Source organism: Streptomyces polygonati (assembly GCF_042650325.1).
GTDB classification, from domain to species: Bacteria; Actinomycetota; Actinomycetes; order Streptomycetales; family Streptomycetaceae; genus Actinacidiphila; species Actinacidiphila polygonati.
This window is the reverse complement of the sequence record NZ_JBHSBB010000014.1, coordinates 50,825-68,163: the sequence shown is the minus strand read 5'-3', so window position 1 is coordinate 68,163 and position 17,339 is coordinate 50,825. Positions and strand designations below refer to the sequence as shown.

At 70.7% G+C, this 17,339-nt stretch carries 10 protein-coding genes; 7 read left to right on the top strand and 3 right to left on the bottom strand.

Features of this window, described 5'->3' with window-relative positions; all coding sequences use genetic code 11:
• The first annotated feature begins 111 nt into the window (after positions 1 to 111).
• From ACFO3J_RS20840 to ACFO3J_RS20825, 4 genes are all read left to right on the top strand, one after another.
• Complete coding sequence (locus tag ACFO3J_RS20840; RefSeq protein ID WP_386431180.1) at positions 112 to 1,791, top strand: DUF262 domain-containing protein; 1,680 nt, start codon at positions 112 to 114, stop codon at positions 1,789 to 1,791.
• A 753-nt stretch (positions 1,792 to 2,544) separates the two neighbouring features.
• Positions 2,545 to 6,591: a glycoside hydrolase family 3 C-terminal domain-containing protein gene (locus ACFO3J_RS20835; protein WP_386431178.1), complete on the top strand. Its 4,047-nt coding sequence runs from the start codon at positions 2,545 to 2,547 to the stop codon at positions 6,589 to 6,591.
• A gap of 301 nt (positions 6,592 to 6,892) precedes the next feature.
• Positions 6,893 to 7,486, top strand: a complete 594-nt coding sequence (locus tag ACFO3J_RS20830; protein ID WP_386431176.1) for a snapalysin family zinc-dependent metalloprotease — start codon at positions 6,893 to 6,895, stop codon at positions 7,484 to 7,486.
• A gap of 198 nt (positions 7,487 to 7,684) precedes the next feature.
• Complete coding sequence (locus ACFO3J_RS20825; protein ID WP_386431174.1) at positions 7,685 to 8,227, top strand: GNAT family N-acetyltransferase; 543 nt, start codon at positions 7,685 to 7,687, stop codon at positions 8,225 to 8,227.
• A 21-nt stretch (positions 8,228 to 8,248) separates the two neighbouring features.
• Here ACFO3J_RS20825 and ACFO3J_RS20820 read toward each other — a convergent pair whose 3' ends face one another.
• Together ACFO3J_RS20820 and ACFO3J_RS20815 are read right to left on the bottom strand one after the other, a co-directional pair.
• On the bottom strand, positions 8,249 to 9,946 hold the full coding sequence (locus ACFO3J_RS20820) for a choice-of-anchor P family protein (protein WP_386431172.1): 1,698 nt from the start codon (positions 9,944 to 9,946) through the stop codon (positions 8,249 to 8,251).
• Between the two features lie 230 nt (positions 9,947 to 10,176).
• Entirely contained in the window at positions 10,177 to 11,490 is a 1,314-nt protein-coding gene (locus ACFO3J_RS20815) for a metallophosphoesterase (protein WP_386431170.1), read from the bottom strand.
• A gap of 451 nt (positions 11,491 to 11,941) precedes the next feature.
• Between ACFO3J_RS20815 and ACFO3J_RS20810 the strand changes: the two genes are divergently transcribed.
• Together ACFO3J_RS20810 and ACFO3J_RS20805 are read left to right on the top strand one after the other, a co-directional pair.
• Complete coding sequence (locus ACFO3J_RS20810; protein WP_386431168.1) at positions 11,942 to 13,684, top strand: ricin-type beta-trefoil lectin domain protein; 1,743 nt, start codon at positions 11,942 to 11,944, stop codon at positions 13,682 to 13,684.
• Between the two features lie 199 nt (positions 13,685 to 13,883).
• Positions 13,884 to 14,714, top strand: a complete 831-nt coding sequence (locus ACFO3J_RS20805; RefSeq protein WP_386431166.1) for a glycoside hydrolase domain-containing protein — start codon at positions 13,884 to 13,886, stop codon at positions 14,712 to 14,714.
• A gap of 142 nt (positions 14,715 to 14,856) precedes the next feature.
• On the opposite strand, the gene ACFO3J_RS20800 is transcribed toward ACFO3J_RS20805, so the two are convergent.
• On the bottom strand, positions 14,857 to 15,396 hold the full coding sequence (locus tag ACFO3J_RS20800) for a GNAT family N-acetyltransferase (protein WP_386431164.1): 540 nt from the start codon (positions 15,394 to 15,396) through the stop codon (positions 14,857 to 14,859).
• Between the two features lie 507 nt (positions 15,397 to 15,903).
• On the opposite strand from ACFO3J_RS20800, the gene ACFO3J_RS20795 reads away from it, so the two are divergent.
• Positions 15,904 to 17,277, top strand: coding sequence for a ricin-type beta-trefoil lectin domain protein (locus tag ACFO3J_RS20795; protein ID WP_386431162.1), 1,374 nt, complete (start codon positions 15,904 to 15,906; stop codon positions 17,275 to 17,277).
• Positions 17,278 to 17,339: the final 62 nt, after the last annotated feature.

The window sequence follows — 17,339 nt, the reverse complement described above, 5'->3', positions numbered from 1 at the left end:
AACAGGCGGCCGACCCTGCGGGAGTGTATATCCGGCGCCCGACCGCGAATCGGGCCCGGCAGCTTCCACGTTCCGCCCACACGGCTTCCGGCGTCGCGGAACGATGGACGCATGAAGCAGCTCGAAGCCCATGAAATGCCCCTGGACAAGGTGTTCTGCAGCGACTACGACTTCCGTATTCCTCAGTACCAGCGGCCCTACGCATGGGAGGTCGAGCAGGCCCAGCAGCTGTTGTCCGATCTGACCGAGGCGTTGGACGGAGGCGCCGAGGAACCGTACTTCCTTGGCTCCATCGTCCTTGTGAAGCAGCCGTCGGACTCGGTCGCCCAGGTGATTGACGGGCAGCAGCGGCTCACCACGCTCACCATCCTGCTGGCGGTGCTGCGTGACCTGGCCGAAGATCCCGCGCTGCGGGCCGAACTGGACGCGGCCGTCCGCGAACCGGGCAAGATCTCCAAGGGGTTGTCGGCGAAGCCTCGTTTGACCTTGCGTCCCAAGGATGCCGAGTTCTTCCGCGACCATGTGCAGACGAAGGGCGCGACGCTCTCGTTGTCCGGCCTCTCGACGGGAGAGCTGAAGACCGACGCGCAGAGGGCCATCCGGGACAACACGAACGCTTTGGCGGCGGAGTTGTCCGGGTGGACCGCCGAACGGCGGCTGGAACTCGTGCAGATGATGATCGTGCGGACCTTCCTTGTCGTCGTGAGCACCCCCGATCTCAGCAGCGCCCACCGGATTTTCAGCGTGATGAACTCGCGCGGGCTCGACCTCACGCCAGCCGATATCTTCAAATCCCAGATCATCGGCGACCTCGGCGAGGGAGAAGCCGCGGACACCGCCGCCGCCAAGTGGGAGGACGCCGAACAGGCCCTGGGCCGTGATGACTTCGCCGAGCTGTTCTTGCACCTTCGTATGATCTATGCCAAGGAGCGGGCCAAAGCGGAGTTGCTCAAGGAGTTTCCCCGACAGGTGCTGGAGCCCCATTTCCTGCCCGGCAAGGCGCAACTCTTCGTCGATGACGTACTCGTGCCGTACGCCAACGCCTACGTTCAGATGCGCGACCACCGCTACGATGCCGACACGGGCGCCGACCAGGTCAACGCGTGGTTCAGGCGGTTGGCACAGATCGACAACAATGACTGGCGCCCGTCCGCCCTGTGGGCGCTGCGGACGCATGGAAACGATCCGCAATGGCTCAACAGCTTCCTTCGGGCGCTGGAGCGCCTGTCGGCCAGCATGTTCATCCGGCGGATGTACACGACCAAGCGGGTCCAGCGATACGCCGAGCTGCTGCGTGAACTCGACCGAGGCCGCGGCTTGGACTCACCTTCGCTCCAGCTCACGGAAGAGGAGCGCGCCGCCACGCGGGAACGCCTCGAAGGGCCCGTGTACCTGGACGTCAAGACACGCAAGTACATACTGCTCAGGCTGGACGAAGTACTCGTCGAGGGCTCCGGCGTCGTCTACTCCCACCCGTTGATCACGGTCGAGCACGTCCTGCCGCAGAACCCCAAGCGCGGCTCGCAGTGGCTGGCCGATTTCACCGACGAGGAGCGTCAGTTCTGGACCAACCGGCTGGCCAACCTGGTGCTCCTCAACCGGTACAAGAACTCGCAGGCCCAGAACTACGACTTCGTCACGAAGAAGGGGCGCTACTTCACCGGAAGACTCGGCGTCGTCAACTTCGCCCTGACCACCCAGGTTCTGCGCACCCGGGAGTGGACTCCGCTCACCCTGCGGAAGCGGCAGGACGCTCTTCTTGAGGAACTTTGCGTCGCCTGGAAGCTTTGACCGTCCGCGACTCCGGACCGGATCAGGGTCGGCGGGGACCGGCGCGTTCCCGGTGCCTGTCGTCCGGTAGCCCGGCGAAATCAGCGGCCGAGAGCGGTGTGGAGGTGTGACGCCCGAGGAGTGCTTAGGCTCGCACCTCGGAGTCGGGGTCCGCGAGGAGACCTGAGCCCACTGCCGGGTCCTTGCCGCGTCATGCCCTCTGGCCCATGATCCCCCGACCGCGGGGTGATTGAGGAGGAGCGGGCCCGCTCTGCCCAACGGCTGCCCCGGGTCGGGGCTTCTGACCAGACGGGGTAACTCGCCCTAGGCGCGCCGGTTCTGCTGCGCCGGGCGCACGAGTGCCTCGACGACCGGTTCGGTCGCGACGGACAACCGGGCCGCGCGGCAGGTCGCGGGAGCGGCGAACCTGGTGCGGCGGGGTCCGCTTCTTCGGCCGTTGCCGAGTTTTGACGCAACCTTGGAGAGCGCTCTCCCATCGTCCTCGGCCTGCCCGGGGGACACTCTCCATGGTTCGCGGAACGCCATATGACGCGCTGAACTGCCGCTTCCTGGCGCTCAGTTCCGCCATGCCCCGCCCTGCCGTGCCCTGCCGTGCCCTGCCGTGCCCTGCCGTGCCCTGCCCCCGAGCCGGGCGCGGACGTCCGCTCGTGGAATCCGGCCCCGCCCGGGCCGGTCGCCCCACCGCCCCACCCGCCGACCGGCCCGGGCGGTCCGGCGCCCGAGAAGAAGAACCGACAACCGAAAGGGAATGCAATGAGGCTGCTCCCTCTCCTGCGTCCGCCGGCGCCCGCGCGCGGCAGACCGCGACCGACCCGCCGCCGACCCACCTTCCGCGCACTGCTCTTGGTCGCGGCCCTGTCCGCCCTGTCGCTGGCCGGTGTGCACTCCTCGGCCTACGCCGCCGCCGAAGCCGCCTTCGGCGGTACGCCCGCCCCCGTGCCCGGCACGGTCCAGGCGGCGAACTACGACACGGGCGGCCAGGGTGTGGCGTACAGCGTCGTCACCGCCAACGGCAGTGCCAACAGCTACCGTTCGGACGGCGTTGACCTGGAGAACACCGCCGACACACAGGACACCACCCCGGCCGGCGGCGCGTACGACGTCGGTTGGATCACCGCCGGACAGTGGTTCAAGTACACCGTCCAAGTCGCCACCGCCGGAAACTACAGCGTCGCCTTCCGCGTGGCCTCCCCGTACGGCATCACCGACGCGCTGCACATCGCCAACTCCGCCGGCACCAATCTGACCGGCGCGGTCGCGGTGCCCAACACCGGCGGCTACGAGACCTGGACCACGGTCACCGCCAGCGTCACTCTCGCGGCCGGTCAGCAGACGCTCACCGTCGACCAGGACTCCAACGGCTGGAACTTCCACTACTTGGCCTTCACGCAGGGCTCAGGCGGCGGCGGAGGAGGCACCGGCCCGAGCGGCGAACAGCCCTTCGGCGGTACGCCCGCCCCGGTGCCCGGCACGGTCCAGGCGGCGAACTACGACACCGGCGGCCAGGGTGTGGCGTACAGCGTCGTCGCCGCCAACGGCAGTGCCAACAGCTACCGTTCGGACGGCGTCGACCTGGAGAACACCGCCGACACGCAGGACACCGCCGCGGCCGGGGGTGCCTACGACATGGGCTGGATCACGGCCGGACAGTGGTTCAAGTACACCGTCCAAGTCGCCACCGCCGGGATCTACACCGTCAGTCTCCGGGTGGCCTCGCCGTACGCCGTCACCGACGCGCTGCACATCGCCAACTCCGCCGGCACGAACCTGACCGGCGCGGTCGCCGTCCCGAACACGGGCGGCTACGAGACGTGGACCACGGTCACCGCCAGCGTCACTCTCGCGGCCGGTCAGCAGACGCTCACCGTCGACCAGGACTCCAACGGCTGGAACTTCCACTACCTCGCCTTCACCCAGGGCTCGGACGGCGGCGGAGGTGGGGGCGGCGGAGGCACCGGGGGAGGCACAGGGCCGACCGAGTACTGCGGTACGCAGGACCTCGCGCTGGACGAGCCGACCACGGCCTCCTCGACCCAGGACGCCACCGACTACCCGGCGTCCGACGCCACCGACGGCGACCCGGGCAGCCGCTGGTCCAGCGCGGCCGCCGACCCGCAGTGGCTGGAGGTCGACCTCGGCTCCCGGCAGCAGATCTGCGCCGTGGGACTCCTCTGGGAGGCGGCCTACGGCAAGGCTTTCCAGGTCCAGGTGTCCGACGACAACGCGACCTGGAACTCGATCTACTCCACGACGACCGGCACCGGCGGGAGCCAGACGATCACCGCCTCGGTGACCGCCCGCTATGTCCGGATGTACGGTACGGCCCGCGGCACCACGTTCGGCTACTCGGTCTTCGAGCTCGCCGTCTACGGCCTGACCACCGTGGCCCCGGTCACCGGCGGCAACGGCAACGGCGGCAACGGGGTCTGCTCCTGGGTCGGTTCCACCGCACCGGTCGCCCAGCGGGTCCAGCAGGTGCTCAACACCATGGACCAGTCCGAAGAGGTCACGCTGGCCTCCGGCGACGGCAGTTCGGCGTACATCGGGCAGGTCGCCGGCATCCCGAACCTGTGCATCCCGTCGTTGAACCTGGAGGACGGCCCGTCCGGAGTCGGTGACGGGAACGGCGGCGTGACGGCCTTCCCCGACGGCGAGAACGCCGCCGCGACCTGGGACCCGGCCCTGATCGGCCAGGAAGGGGCCGCCAAGGGCGCCGAGTTCGCCGGCAAGGGCGCGAACGTCTCGCTCGGCCCGACGACCAATCTGGTGCGCGACCCGCGCTGGGGCCGTACCTACGAGACCTACGGCGAGGACCCGTACCTGGCCGGGCAGATCACCTCGGCGGAGGTGCAGGGTCTGCAGAGCCAGGGCGTGATGGCCGAGGTCAAGCACGCCGCCGCCTACGACCAGGAGCGGTATCCGAACGGCGGCGACAATGAGACGGTCAGCCAGAAGGCGCTCGAAGAGCTCTACCTGGCGCCCTTCCAGACCGCCATCGAGCAGTCGGCACCGGGCTCGGTGATGTGCTCCTACGCCGTCGTCAACGGCGCCCCCTCCTGCGCGAACGCGGACATGCTGCAGGACGGCCTGAACGAGCAGGCGAACTACGGCGGCTTCGTCGTCTCCGACTGGGGTGCGGCGGGCAACGCCGTCGCGGACGCCGTGGGCGGGATGGACATAGCGATGCCGTTCTCCGACGCGAGCGACGTGTCCGCCGCCCTCACAGCCGGGACGCTGAAGCAGGCGACCCTGAACGCCGTCGTGGCCAGGATCCTGACCCAGATGTTCGCCTTCGGCCTGTTCGACAACGCGCCGACGGGCTCGCTCGCCGCCACCGTCACCACCGCGGCGCACCAGCAGACCGCGCTGAAGCTCGGCGAGGAGGGCACGGTGCTGCTGAAGAACAACGGCCTGCTGCCCCTCAACCCGAACATGACCGGCTCCATCGCGGTGATCGGCACCGACGGCGGCGCCGGCGTCGAACTCGCCGGCGGCGGCAGCGGCGGAGTCGACAGCTCGAACACCGTCTGGCCGCTGACCGGTATCCAGAACGCAATCGGGCCGAACGCCAAGGTCACCTACACCGCGGGCGACGACAACGGCACCGCCGACATCCCGCAGGCGGTCGCCGCGGCCCAGGCCGCGACCGACGCGATCGTCTACGTCAGCGCGCCGGAGGGCGAGGAGAGCGACCTGGCCACGCTCAATCTGTCCAGTGCGGACGAGACGATGATCAACGACGTGGCCGCGGTGAACCCGCACACCGTCGTGGTGATCAACAGCGGTTCGCCGGTGGTCATGCCGTGGCTGAACAACGTCGCGGGCGTCTTCGAGAACTGGTACGGCGGAGGGGAGACCGGCGCCGCCACCGCCGCGCTGATCTTCGGCGCCGTCAACCCGTCCGGCAAACTGCCGGTCACCTTCCCGGGCAGCCTGAGCCAGGTCCCGGCCCAGACCACCGCGCAGTGGCCGGGCACCCCGACCGGGCCGGTCTACAGCGAGGGCGTGGACATCGGCTACCGCTGGTACCAGTCGCAGAACATCACCCCGGCCTTCCCGTTCGGCTTCGGCCTGTCCTACACGAAGTTCTCCTACTCCAACCTCAATGTCGGCGCCTTCAACGCCAACGGCACGGCGTCGGTGACCGCGACGGTCACCAACACCGGCTCGGTGGCCGGCGCGGACGTGGCGCAGCTGTACGTCGGCGACCCGGCCGCCAGCCAGGACCCGCCGGAGCAGTTGGGCGGTTTCCAGCGCGTCATGCTCAACCCCGGGCAGAGCGCGACGGTCACCTTCCCGCTGACCGTCCACGACCTGGCCTCCTGGTCGGCGGCGGACAACCAGTGGGAGGCCGCGGCGGGCGGGTACTCGATCAAGGTCGGGGACGCGTCCAACAGCCTGCCGCTGACCGGCTCGACCAGCCTGGCCCACACGCTGACCGGGCAGATCGCGGCCGGTGCCTCGGGTGCGGGCGTCTCACTGACCAACACGGCGGTCAGCGCGAACGTCACCGCGAACTCGGGCGTGCCGGGCGCGGAGACGGTCGGCGTGGTCAACCCCTTCGGCTACAGCAGCCCGAAGGGCAAGGCGGTCTCCTTCGCCGTCCAGGCGGTGGATTCCGACACCTCGCAGGCCCTCACCTTCACCGCGAGCGGGCTGCCGCCCGGCATCACGATCGCGGCGAACGGCACGGTCTCCGGATCCAGCGCCACCCCGGGGACGTACACGGTGACGGTGACGGCCGCGGACACCCGGGGAGTCTCGGGTACGGCCACCTTCGTCTGGACCGTGGCGCGCTGAGCGCGGTGCCCCGCCGTCCGCACCGGGCGGCGGGGCACCCGATCGAACCCACCGAGGACGACTGACCGAGGACGACTGACCGAGGACGACCGACCAAGGACGACTGACGCCGCCGCGCGGTCCGGGCTCCACCGCCGGACGTGGTTCGACGACGTCCTCGCCGACCCGCTCCCCGCTCGGCACGGGCGACGGCAAAGCTCATTCAAAGCCTTTTGACAGCCGGGTACTTGTGGAGCCCGTTCCTGGCGTGGTGCTCTTGTGGCTCCTAGGACAACTGATGCCGAGGGGGTGCACGAGTCTCATGATCAAGCGAATAGTCGCGATGGCGGCGCTGATCCCGGCCATGCTGGGGGTCACATCCGGGGTCGCTTCGGCGCAATCCGCGCCGCAGGCGAGCGCGGCGGTGGTCACCCTGACCTACGACGCCAGTCAAGCGGGGCAGTGGGCGAGCGCGATCACGCTGGGCGTGCAGAACTGGAACAACGCGGTGCACAACGTCCACCTGCAGCCGGCCAGCTCGCGCGCCTCCGCCAACTTCGTCTACAAGGCGACCACCGGCTGGCCGCAGACGACCCTGGGCCCGATCCTCCCGGGCGGCGGGAAGGGGCAGGTGCAGCTGGGCCAGGAAGCGGTTGACGAGGGATACGACGTGACCCGGATCACCGCGCACGAGACCGGGCACATCCTCGGGCTGCCCGACCACTACACCGGGCCCTGCTCGGAGCTGATGTCCGGGCACGGCCCCGGCACGGCCTGCACCAACGCCAAGCCGAGCGCGGCCGAGGCGGCGCAGGTCGACCGCAATTACGCGGGCCGCGCGGTGGCGGCGCGCACGGCGCGGCAGCAGGTCGTGGTCGACATATGGTCCGGAGCGGTGCTGACCGGTTCCCGCTGACCGGTTCGCGCTCACCGGTCGTCGAAGCGCGCGGGCCGGATACGGCGTACCGGCCAGCCGGGCGTGCGGGCGTACGGGTCGGGGGACGACCATCCCCGACCCGCACGCCCGTCGCCATGAGATGCCCCCGGCGGCGCGCCCGGCCTGGCTGCCCGCGGTTATCCTGCCTCGTTCCGAACAGGCCAGGAGGAGTCCCGCATGAGCAGCACCGCGTCGCCCTTTCCCGAGCGGATCGAGCTCACGGGGGAAGGGCTCGTCCTGCGCGACTGGACCGAGGCGGACCTGGGCGCGATGCCGGAGCTGTTCGACCACCCGGACATCGCGTACTGGACGCCGATCGTCTCCCCCTTCGACGCGACGGCCGCCCGCGTACGGCTGGACCGGGACCGGCAGTTGCGGGCGGAGGGCACGGCCGTCCTGCTCGCCATCACCGTGGACGGCCGCGCACCCCTCGGCGAGGTGATGGTGCGGCGTGCGCCCGAGGGTACGGAGATCGGTTACGTGGTCGGCCCGGCCCACCGAGGCCAGGGGCTGGCGGCGCGCGCGGTGCGGGTGCTGGCCGCGTACGCCTTCGAGCAGCTCGGCGCGGAACGGGTGATCCTGGAGGTGGAGGCCGAGAACACCGCCAGCGTGGCCGTCGCCACCAGGGCGGGCTTCCTCCTGCTCGACGTGCCGCTGATCACGGGGGAGGAGAAAGGGCGGCCCTACGCCCTCCAGACGTGGGGCCGCGAGCGGAGTTGAGTCCCTTGCGCGGGTGCGGGGTCAGGACGCGGGGCAGGTGTCCGTGGTCGTGAGCAGGGCCGCGGTGCTCTGGGCGATGGTGACGTGGACCCCGGTGAGGAGGGTCAGCGAGAGCGCGGTGACGGTGATGCCCTTGCCGCCCGCGATGGTGGTCTGCTGATTGACGACCAGTGAGCCGACCAGCGGCAGACCGATGGTGGTGTTCGGCGCCGTGTCGGCGGCGACGGCCACCCCGGCGACGCGCAGGTTGGTCAGCGCGGTCGCGCCGGTCAGGGTGATCGCGCCCGGTCCGGTGCCGGTGAGCGGCTGCCGTGCCTGGGCGGAGGTGCCGACGAGGTCGGCGGAGATCAGGCCGCCGAGCAGATTGATCCCGCTGACTTGGGCGTGGGCCGCGGCGGTACGGGCACCGTCCGCGTCGACGGTGCCGGAAGCGTCGGTGGTCAGCACGCCGAGGCCGCCGAGGCTGCCGAGTCCGGCGCTGAGCACGGAGTGGCTGTCGTCGCCCGGCAGCGGCGTGCAGGAGTGGGCGGACGCGGCCAGCGGGCCGATGCCGAGCAGCGGCGAGGTGAGCCGTACGCCGTGGGAGCGCGCGTCGAAGACGGGCGCGGTGAAGGTCACCGAGGCGCAGCCGGGCAGGTCGAGGCCGACCGCGTCGGTGATCGCCGAGCCGCACACCTGGTAGGTGCCGCCGGTGATGGAGGTGACCCGGACCGTGGCGGTGCAGTCCTGCTGCCCGGCGCCCAGGTCGCCGCGCACGGTCACCGAGCCGTTCGCGGCGTCCGCGGTGGCCGTACCGGACCCGCAGCTGGTGGCGGCGCTGCCGCCGTCGAGTCGCAGGCCGGCGGGCAACCGCGCGGTGAAGGACCAGCCGTCCTTGGCGGCGAGTTCGCTGGTGTTGGTGATCGTGAAGGTCAGCGTGGTGGGCGCGCCCACGGGCAGCTGAGTCGGCCCGAAGCCCTGGTCGAGTTGCGGAGTGGCGTCCAGCAGGCGGACGTTGTCGATCGCGCCGTCGTTGCCGCCGCCGCTGGCCTGCTCGTTGACCAGCCGGATGCCGGCCGAGTCGCCGGTGAACAGCACCGAGCCGTTGCTGGCGTACGTGCCCACCGAGGTGCCGCCGATGACCGTGCCCGGATTCTGGCAGGGGTCGATGGGCGAGCTGAACGCGGCGCGCGCGCTGCCGGCGTCGAGCAGGTAGAAGGCGAGCAACGGGTGGTTGGCGAAGCAGTTCTGGGCCGCCGCGTCCACCGAGAAGGTGAGGAACCGGCTGTCCGAGCTCAGCGGGATCGGCCGCACGGTCTGCAACTCGGTGCGGCCAGCGCCCGGATCGCCCGAAGTGTAGGCGGTGAGCGAGTGGTTGGTGGTCGCGTCGCCGCCCGCCCAGGTGCCCAGCGCGGCGGCCATCTGCTTGTTCGCGGCCCAGTAGCTGCCGCAGTACACGCCGGACGGGGGAGACGCGGGGGCCTGTTCCGAGACGAGCAGACCGTTGCAGGAGGTCAGCCAGGCCGGATCGGCCGTATACGTCTCGGCCAGCGGCGCGGCTCCGGTGTAGTCGGGCAGGGTCGTCACCGCCGCGCCCTGGCCGTTCTCGAAGTCCTCGGTGAACACCGTCGTCGGCGGGCTCGGTATGCCGGGGTGCCCGGGCGCGTTGGCCTCGGCCGGCCCGATCCCGGCCAGCGATCCCGCGGCCAGCACGGCGGCGCCGATCAGCGCCGCGGCCAACCGGCGTCGCCACCTCGCGTTCGTCCGGCCCTCAACTCGCTTGTGGGTCAAGCTTCTTGACGTCATGTCAGCAAACCCTCGCGGCTGCGGGCGGTCCGCACACCGGCGCGTGGCGCTTCGTTTGGTGCACGGACGGATCGCGCGCCGCACAAGCCGGTGCGTACTGCGACGAGCCCCCGGCGCGGCTGCGGCCGGGCGGTCGGGGAGGTTTGCCGTCGGAGGCGGCCGGTTCAGCTGTCGCCGACGTCCGTGCCGTCCGCGACATCCGTGCTTGCCCCGGAGTCCGTGCCGTCCCCGGTCGTGTCCCCGCCGCGCTCCGCCGTGGCCGGCTCGCCGCCCGACCGCAAGGTGAGCAGCGTGATCTCGCTCGGCGCGAAGACCCGGAAGGGCGGCCCCCAGAAGCCGGCGCCCCGGCTGGTGTAGAGCTGCGTCCGCTCGCCGTGCCGGCTCAGCCCGTGCACCACCGGCTGATCGATCCGGACGAGGAAGTTGAACGGCCAGATCTGGCCGCCGTGGGTGTGCCCGGAGACCTGGAGGTCGATGCCGGCGGCAGCGGCCTGCCGGACGTACTTGGGCTGGTGGGCGACGAGCAGGACCGGCCGGTCCGGGTCGGCCCCCGCCAGCGCGCCGAGCAGGTTCGCGCGGTGCCCGGCCAGGCCGGAGGACTCCGCGGTCACATCGTCCACGCCCGCGAGGACGAGGAAGTCGCCGCCGCGCTCCACCACGACATGGCGGTTGTGCAGCGGTTCCCAGCCCAGTTCCGCCATGCGGTCCAGCCAGCCCTGAGCCTCGCCGAAGTACTCGTGGTTCCCCGTGACGTAGACCTTCGCCAGCCGTGACCGGATCGTCCCGAGCGGCGCGGACTGCTCCCGGCGCTGGGCGGGGGTGCCGTCGGCGATGTCGCCCGCGTGGACCACGACGTCCGGGTCGAGCGCGTTGACGGCCTCGGCGACCCGCGCCGACCAGCCCGCCCGGTCGATCGGCCCGAAATGGGTGTCGGCCAGCACGACGACCTGAGCCCCGTCCAGACCGCCCCCGAGCCGCGGGACATGGACGTCCAGCCGCTTCACCCGGGGTACGCGCATGGCCTCGTGATGCCCCCAGGCCAGCAGCCCGGCGGAGACCACGGCAACGGTCAGGGCGACGCTCCTGGCCCGGTCGGGCCCGCCGACACCGAGCCCGATCAGCACCAGGTGCGCCAGACCGCCCAGCACCGACCAGGTGAACAGCACCCAGACCACCCCGAGGGTGCTGTCCGCGACGCGAGCCGCCCGGTCGACCCGCCGGTGCCCGTGCCCCGCGGCCATCAGGAACGGGAAGGAGACCAGCCAGCAGGCGAAGACCACCGTGCCGCCCACGAAGACCGGCAGCGGCCAGTCGGCACCGGAAGCGAACAGCGTCCACCAGGGCAGGACGAACAGCAGCGCGAGGACCAGCAGGACCACGACCCCGCCCAGCCGCCGCCGCAGCGACCCCCGAGGCTCGCTCTTGGCACCCGGCGCGGCGGTCGGCCCGACCTCCGCCTCAGCCGGGGCGCCGGCCACAACGGTCTCCGACCCCCCACCGGACGACCGAAGCTCCGTCTCCGACCGGATGGATCCGCTCTCCGCCATTGCGCCGCCCTCACATCCGCCGTCCCACCGTCCACCCCCATCATCCGCCCCCCGGCGCCCCGCCGACTCCTCCGAGCCGCGCGGCCCCGTCACGCGACCGGGCCGCCCCCGCGGCGGCGCGGTCGCCGGGTGAGGATGCGGACGGCGGTGAGCGGCGGTGGACGCTGACGGACGTCGGTGCACGTCGTTCCGCGGGCAAAGGCGCGCCGACCGTCTTGTCGAACATCGGACTGATCGACAAGCTGTGTACATGACATTCTCGGAGTGCCTGTCCCGCAGGTCGGACTGATGTCCGTCAGCATCGGGGCACCCCGGTGTATCCCGCCAGCGGCTGCGTCAACGGCCACCCGAGATCATGCCTTTTCCCCGGAGGTCCAGACATATGCGCTTGAATTTTGCGAGTCAGCGGCGCGGCGGGTGGAAGAGAGCGCTCATCCTCCTTCCCGTCGTCGTGGTCACGGTGGCGGCCACCGTCGTCGTGACGCTGAACGCCGAGGCGGCGGTGCCCCCGACGCCGTCGGGCTTCACGCTCACCTGGAGCGACGACTTCAACGGCGGGTCCGGCGCCGGCATCGACCAGAACCTGTGGAAGTACGACACCGGGCCCGGCAGCAATTTCGGCACCGGTGAGATCGAGACCATGACCAGCAGCACGTCGAACGTCTACTACGACGGCCAGGGCCACCTGGTGCTCCAGGCCCAGCACTCCGGTTCCGACCCGCGGGGCGGATGGACCTCCGGGCGCGTGGAGACCCAGGCGGCGACCTTCGGCGCCCCGGCGGGCGGAGTCGTACGCATCGAGTCCGTCCTCCAGCAGCCCAACGTCAGCACCGCCAACGGCGCCGGCTACTGGCCGGCGTTCTGGATGCTCGGCGAACCGCTGCGTGACGGTGTGACCTGGCCGAAGTCCGGCGAGGTCGACATCATGGAGGACATCAACGGCCGCAGCTCCGACTTCAGCACCATCCACTGCGGTGTGAGCCCGGGCGGGCCGTGCAACGAGTCGACCGGCATCGGCTCGGGTGAGCGCGCCTGTTCGGGCTGCCAGACCGGCTTCCACGACTACGCGGCGGAGATCGACCGCTCGGTCTCGCCGGAGCAGATCCGGTTCTACCTCGACGGGAACAACTTCTTCACGGTCAGCGCCAACCAGGTGGACGCGACCACCTGGTCCGACGCGATCGATCACCCGTTCTTCATCATCTACGACCTGGCGATCGGCGGCGGTTTCCCGGACGCCTTCGGAGGTGGCCCGAACGCGGCCACGGCCTCCGGCGGCAAGCTCGTCATCGACTCGGTGGCCGTGTACAACAAGGGGCCCGGGTCCGGTGGCGGCTCCGGTGGCGGCTCCGGTGGTTCGGTGAGCGGCCGGACGATCACCGGTCCGGGTGGCAAGTGCGTGGACGTGGCGGGCGACGACACCGGCGGTGACGGCACCGCGGTCCAGCTGTGGGACTGCCAGTCGGCGGCCAGGGACCAGCACTGGACCTGGAGCGGCCAGACCCTGCAGACCCTCGGCAAGTGCCTGGACATCGCCGGCGGCAACAGCGCCGCGGGTACGCAGCTACAGCTCGCCACCTGCAACAGCGGCGGCTACCAGGCATGGGTGCGGCAGACCGACGGCTCGCTGCGCAACCCGGCCAGCGGTCGGTGCGTCGACTCGCCGTCGGGCGCCACCGCGAACGGCACACGGTTGCAGATCTGGGACTGTAACGGCTCCGGCGCCCAGAAGTTCGCCATCGGCACGCCGATCTACGGTCCGGGTGGCAAGTGCGTCGACGTGGCGGGTGACGACACCGGCGGTGACGGCACCGCGGTCCAGCTGTGGGACTGCCAGCAGGCGACCTCGCTCGACCAGAAGTGGACCTGGAACGGCCAGACCCTGGGCACGCTGGGCAAGTGCCTGGACATCGCCGGCGGCGTCAACGCGGCTGGCACACCGCTCCAGTTGGCCACCTGCAACGGCGGGGCCTACCAGAACTGGGTCGCCAACGCCGACGGTTCGCTGTCCAACCCGACCACGGGCCGGTGCGTCGACTCGCCATCGGGTGCCACCGCCAATGGCACGCGGTTGCAGATCTGGGACTGCAACGGCTCCGGCGCCCAGAAGTTCGCCCTGGCCTGAGGCAGGCAGACCCCCGGCTGGCTACTCCAACACCCCGGTCTCGCCACGGAACGCGCGGCGGTGTGCGCCGGCCCCGGCTCCGTCAGCCCCAACAAGCCGGACACCGCCCGAGAGTGCTCTACGATCAGGCGTTCGGCAGAGCCGAGCCGATGAGGACGAGGCAGCGGCCGAGGGCCGCGGACGAGATGAGGGTGGGGGATTGTCCAAGCACCGTTTGTCCAAGAAGGGCCGGTACATCGCCTGGACCACGGCGGGGGCTGTGGCCGTGGCAGGGGGTCTTGTCTTGGCGCAGACGTCGATGGCCGCGACTACGTGGCCGGCGCAGAAGACCTTCACCGGTCGCGCCTTCGACACCTGCACCGCTCCTTCGCAGGCCGCGATGAAGGCGTGGAAGACCGATGGCTACTACGGTGCGGCCGCCGTCTACGTCGGCGGTAAGAACCGGGGATGCGCCCAGCCCAACCTCACCGCGTCCTGGGTGAAATCGGTCAACGCCGCCGGCTGGAAGCTCATCCCGATCTACGTCGGCGCGCAACCGCCGTGCCAGAGCGGCTCCAGCCCGGAGAAGATCACCGCCGCCACGGCTACCGCGCTCGGCGCGAGCGACGCCAAGGATGCCGTCGCCAAGTCCGCGGCGCTGGGTATGAAGGCTGGCTCGCCGATCTACCTGGACATGGAGGCGTACACCGTCACGAACACCTCGTGCAACAACGCTGTCCTGACGTACGTGCGCTCCTTCACCGCGACGCTGCGCGGGAAGACCTACCGCGCCGGCTACTACGGCTTCACCAGCTCCAGCGCCAAGGCGATCGCCACCGCCGCCAACAAGACGGACCTGCCCGGCAATCTCTGGTACGCGCTGTGGGACGGCAAGGCCAGTACCACCACGGACTGGCCCTGGGACGCCAAGCAGTTCACCGACCACAGCCGAGGCCATCAGTACACCGTGAACAGCAAGGAGAGCCGCAAGGGTTACACCATCACGGTGGACCGGGACTCCTGGGACGGCCCGGTGGCCGACATCGGCTGACCCGGCCCGCTCAACCGGGCTTTCAAGCCATCGATCGTGGCCGGGCCGCGCGCAGAGGTCGGGCGCGGCCCGGCTGCGGCCGGCTACGACCACCTCGCGCGCACCGCGTCCGGCTGCCCCCGCCTCCCTGTCGAGCACGAGTTCAAGCGGACGGCGTGGCCGGGGACCGCAGGCCGAGCCACTGCTCGGCGTCCCAGGCATGGAACCGCTCCACCTCGGTGAACCCCAGCTTCGCGGCGAGGCGCAGCGAGCGGGCGTTGGCGGTCTGGGTGGTGAGCACCACCGGCTCGCCGGGAAGGATGCCGTCGAACCATTCGAGCGCCGCCGCGCATGCCTCGGCGGCGTAGCCGAATCCCCAGGCCCGCGGCAGGAACAGGTAACCGAGATCGGCTTTCCCCGCGGCAGCCGGGCGACGGTGTTCCGTTGCCCTCCTGAGCAGGATCTGGCCGATCATCGCCCCGCCGAGATCGACGACGAAGCTCCCGGGCCGGCGCCCGGGCGCCCCGGGCATCTCGCGCTCGAGCTCCTCGCGCGGCCGGGGGCCGCCGAGGTAGGTGTGCACCTCGGGCGACGCGAACAGCTCGATGAACGCCGCGCGGTCCCGGGCCTCGGACCCGCGGAGCACGAGCCGCCCGGTCCGGATCGGCTCGGGCGGCCAGGCGACAGGGCCGAGTTCAGTCATGCCGGCCAGCCAATCAGCGGACCCGCCGGCGATCAAGACGCCCGGACCGATCGGCCCGCCGGCCCGGGCCCCAGACGCCCGGCCCGGTGCGGAGGCCGGCCCAGGGTCATTAGGAAACTTTCCTTACGACCTTGACCCGGCGTCACCGTCGCTAGTTAACTTCGGGAGCGACGCAGATCGAACAAGCCTCCCAGGCCGGAACCTGCTCCAGGAGCGAGGTTCGGACCCGGTCGCGGGTTCGGTCCGCCTCCGACCCGGCTTGCCCGCTGACGAGACGTCGGACGCTGGACGGTCCAGCGGCTCCATGACGACCGGGGCCATCGACCTCGCTCGCCGACCTCCAGCACCCCCCCCACCCCGGCACCCCCCATCTCCAGCACTTCCCCACTCCTCACCGCACCTTCCGACCGCGGCCTTGGCGCGGCGGGCCCCTGGTGTCTTCAGGGCCCCGCGGCGCGGGCGGTCCGCGGAAGAACCCCACGCTTCCGTCTGCACCAGGAGAAACCTGTGACATGGTCACGTAGAAGGAAAATGCTCATCGCCTCGACGCTGCCGGTGGCCGCGGTGGCGATGACCTTCTCCACCGCCGCTTCCTCCACCGCCGCCTCCACCGCGGCCGCCGCCGCCTTCCCGGCCCACTACGCCGCGCCGTACCTCTACATCAACAGCGGGAACGCCGGCGACATGGCCGCCGACATGGCCGCCACCGGGCTCAAGGACTACACGCTGGCCTTCCTCGTCCCCCAGTCCGGCTGCACCCCGCAATGGGGCGCCGGCGGCTCGGTGGGCTCCTTCACCTCGCAGATCAACACGCTCAAGGCGGCCGGCGGCAATGTGATCCCCTCGTTCGGCGGAGAACCCGACGGCAACAACCCCAACGAGATAGCCCAGACCTGCACCTCGGTCACCTCACTGACCGCCGCCTACCTCAACATCGTCAACACCTACGGGGTCAACCGCCTGGACTTCGACATCGAAGGCAGCGTGATCAGCGACTCGGCCGCCAACACCCGGCGCAACCAGGCCCTGGCCGCCCTCCAGGCCCAGGACCCCTCGGTGCAGATCGACTACACCCTCGCGGTCGACCCGAGCGGCCTGCCCTCCACCCAGCTCAACCTGCTGAAGGACGCCAAGAGCAAGGGCGTGAACGTCAACCTGGTCAACATCATGACCATGGACTTCGGCGACGGTCAGAACGCCTTCAACGACGCCGAGTCGGCCGCCAAGGCCACCGCCGCCCAACTCGCCAGCCTGTACGGGATCTCCACGTCCGCCGCCTACGCCAAGATCGGGCTCACCCCGATCGCCGGGCAGAACGACGACAACGAGAACTTCACCCAGGCCAACGCCACGGCGCTGGAGACCTTCGCCGCCACCAACGGCGTCCAGGAGCTGTCCTTCTGGGAGGTCGACGGCTACGACAAGGGCACCGGCTACGCCTACTCCCGGATCTTCAACAAGATCACCGGCGGCACCACCACTCCGCCGCCCCCGCCCACCAGCGGCGGCCAGATCACCGGCTACGGCGGCAAGTGCGTCGACGTCGCGGCCGCGAGCAGCGCCAACGGCACCGCGGTCCAGCTCTACACCTGCAACGGCACCACCGCCCAGCAGTGGACGTCCTCCAACGGGACCCTCCAGTCGCTCGGCAAGTGCATGGACGTGACCTCCGCCGGTACGGCGAACGGATCGAAGGTGCAGCTCTACGACTGCAACGGGACCGCCGCGCAGCAGTGGACCCACCAGTCCAACGGCGAACTGGTCAACGCGGGCTCCGGCAAGTGCCTCGACGCGACCGGCCCCAGCTCCGCCGACGGCACCCGCCTCCAGATCTGGACCTGCTCCGCCAGCGCCAACCAGCAGTGGACCCTCACCAGCTGACACCCCCCTGACCGGCGAGCCCCGAACCGCCCCAACCGGCGGTTCGGGGCTCACCCGTCAGG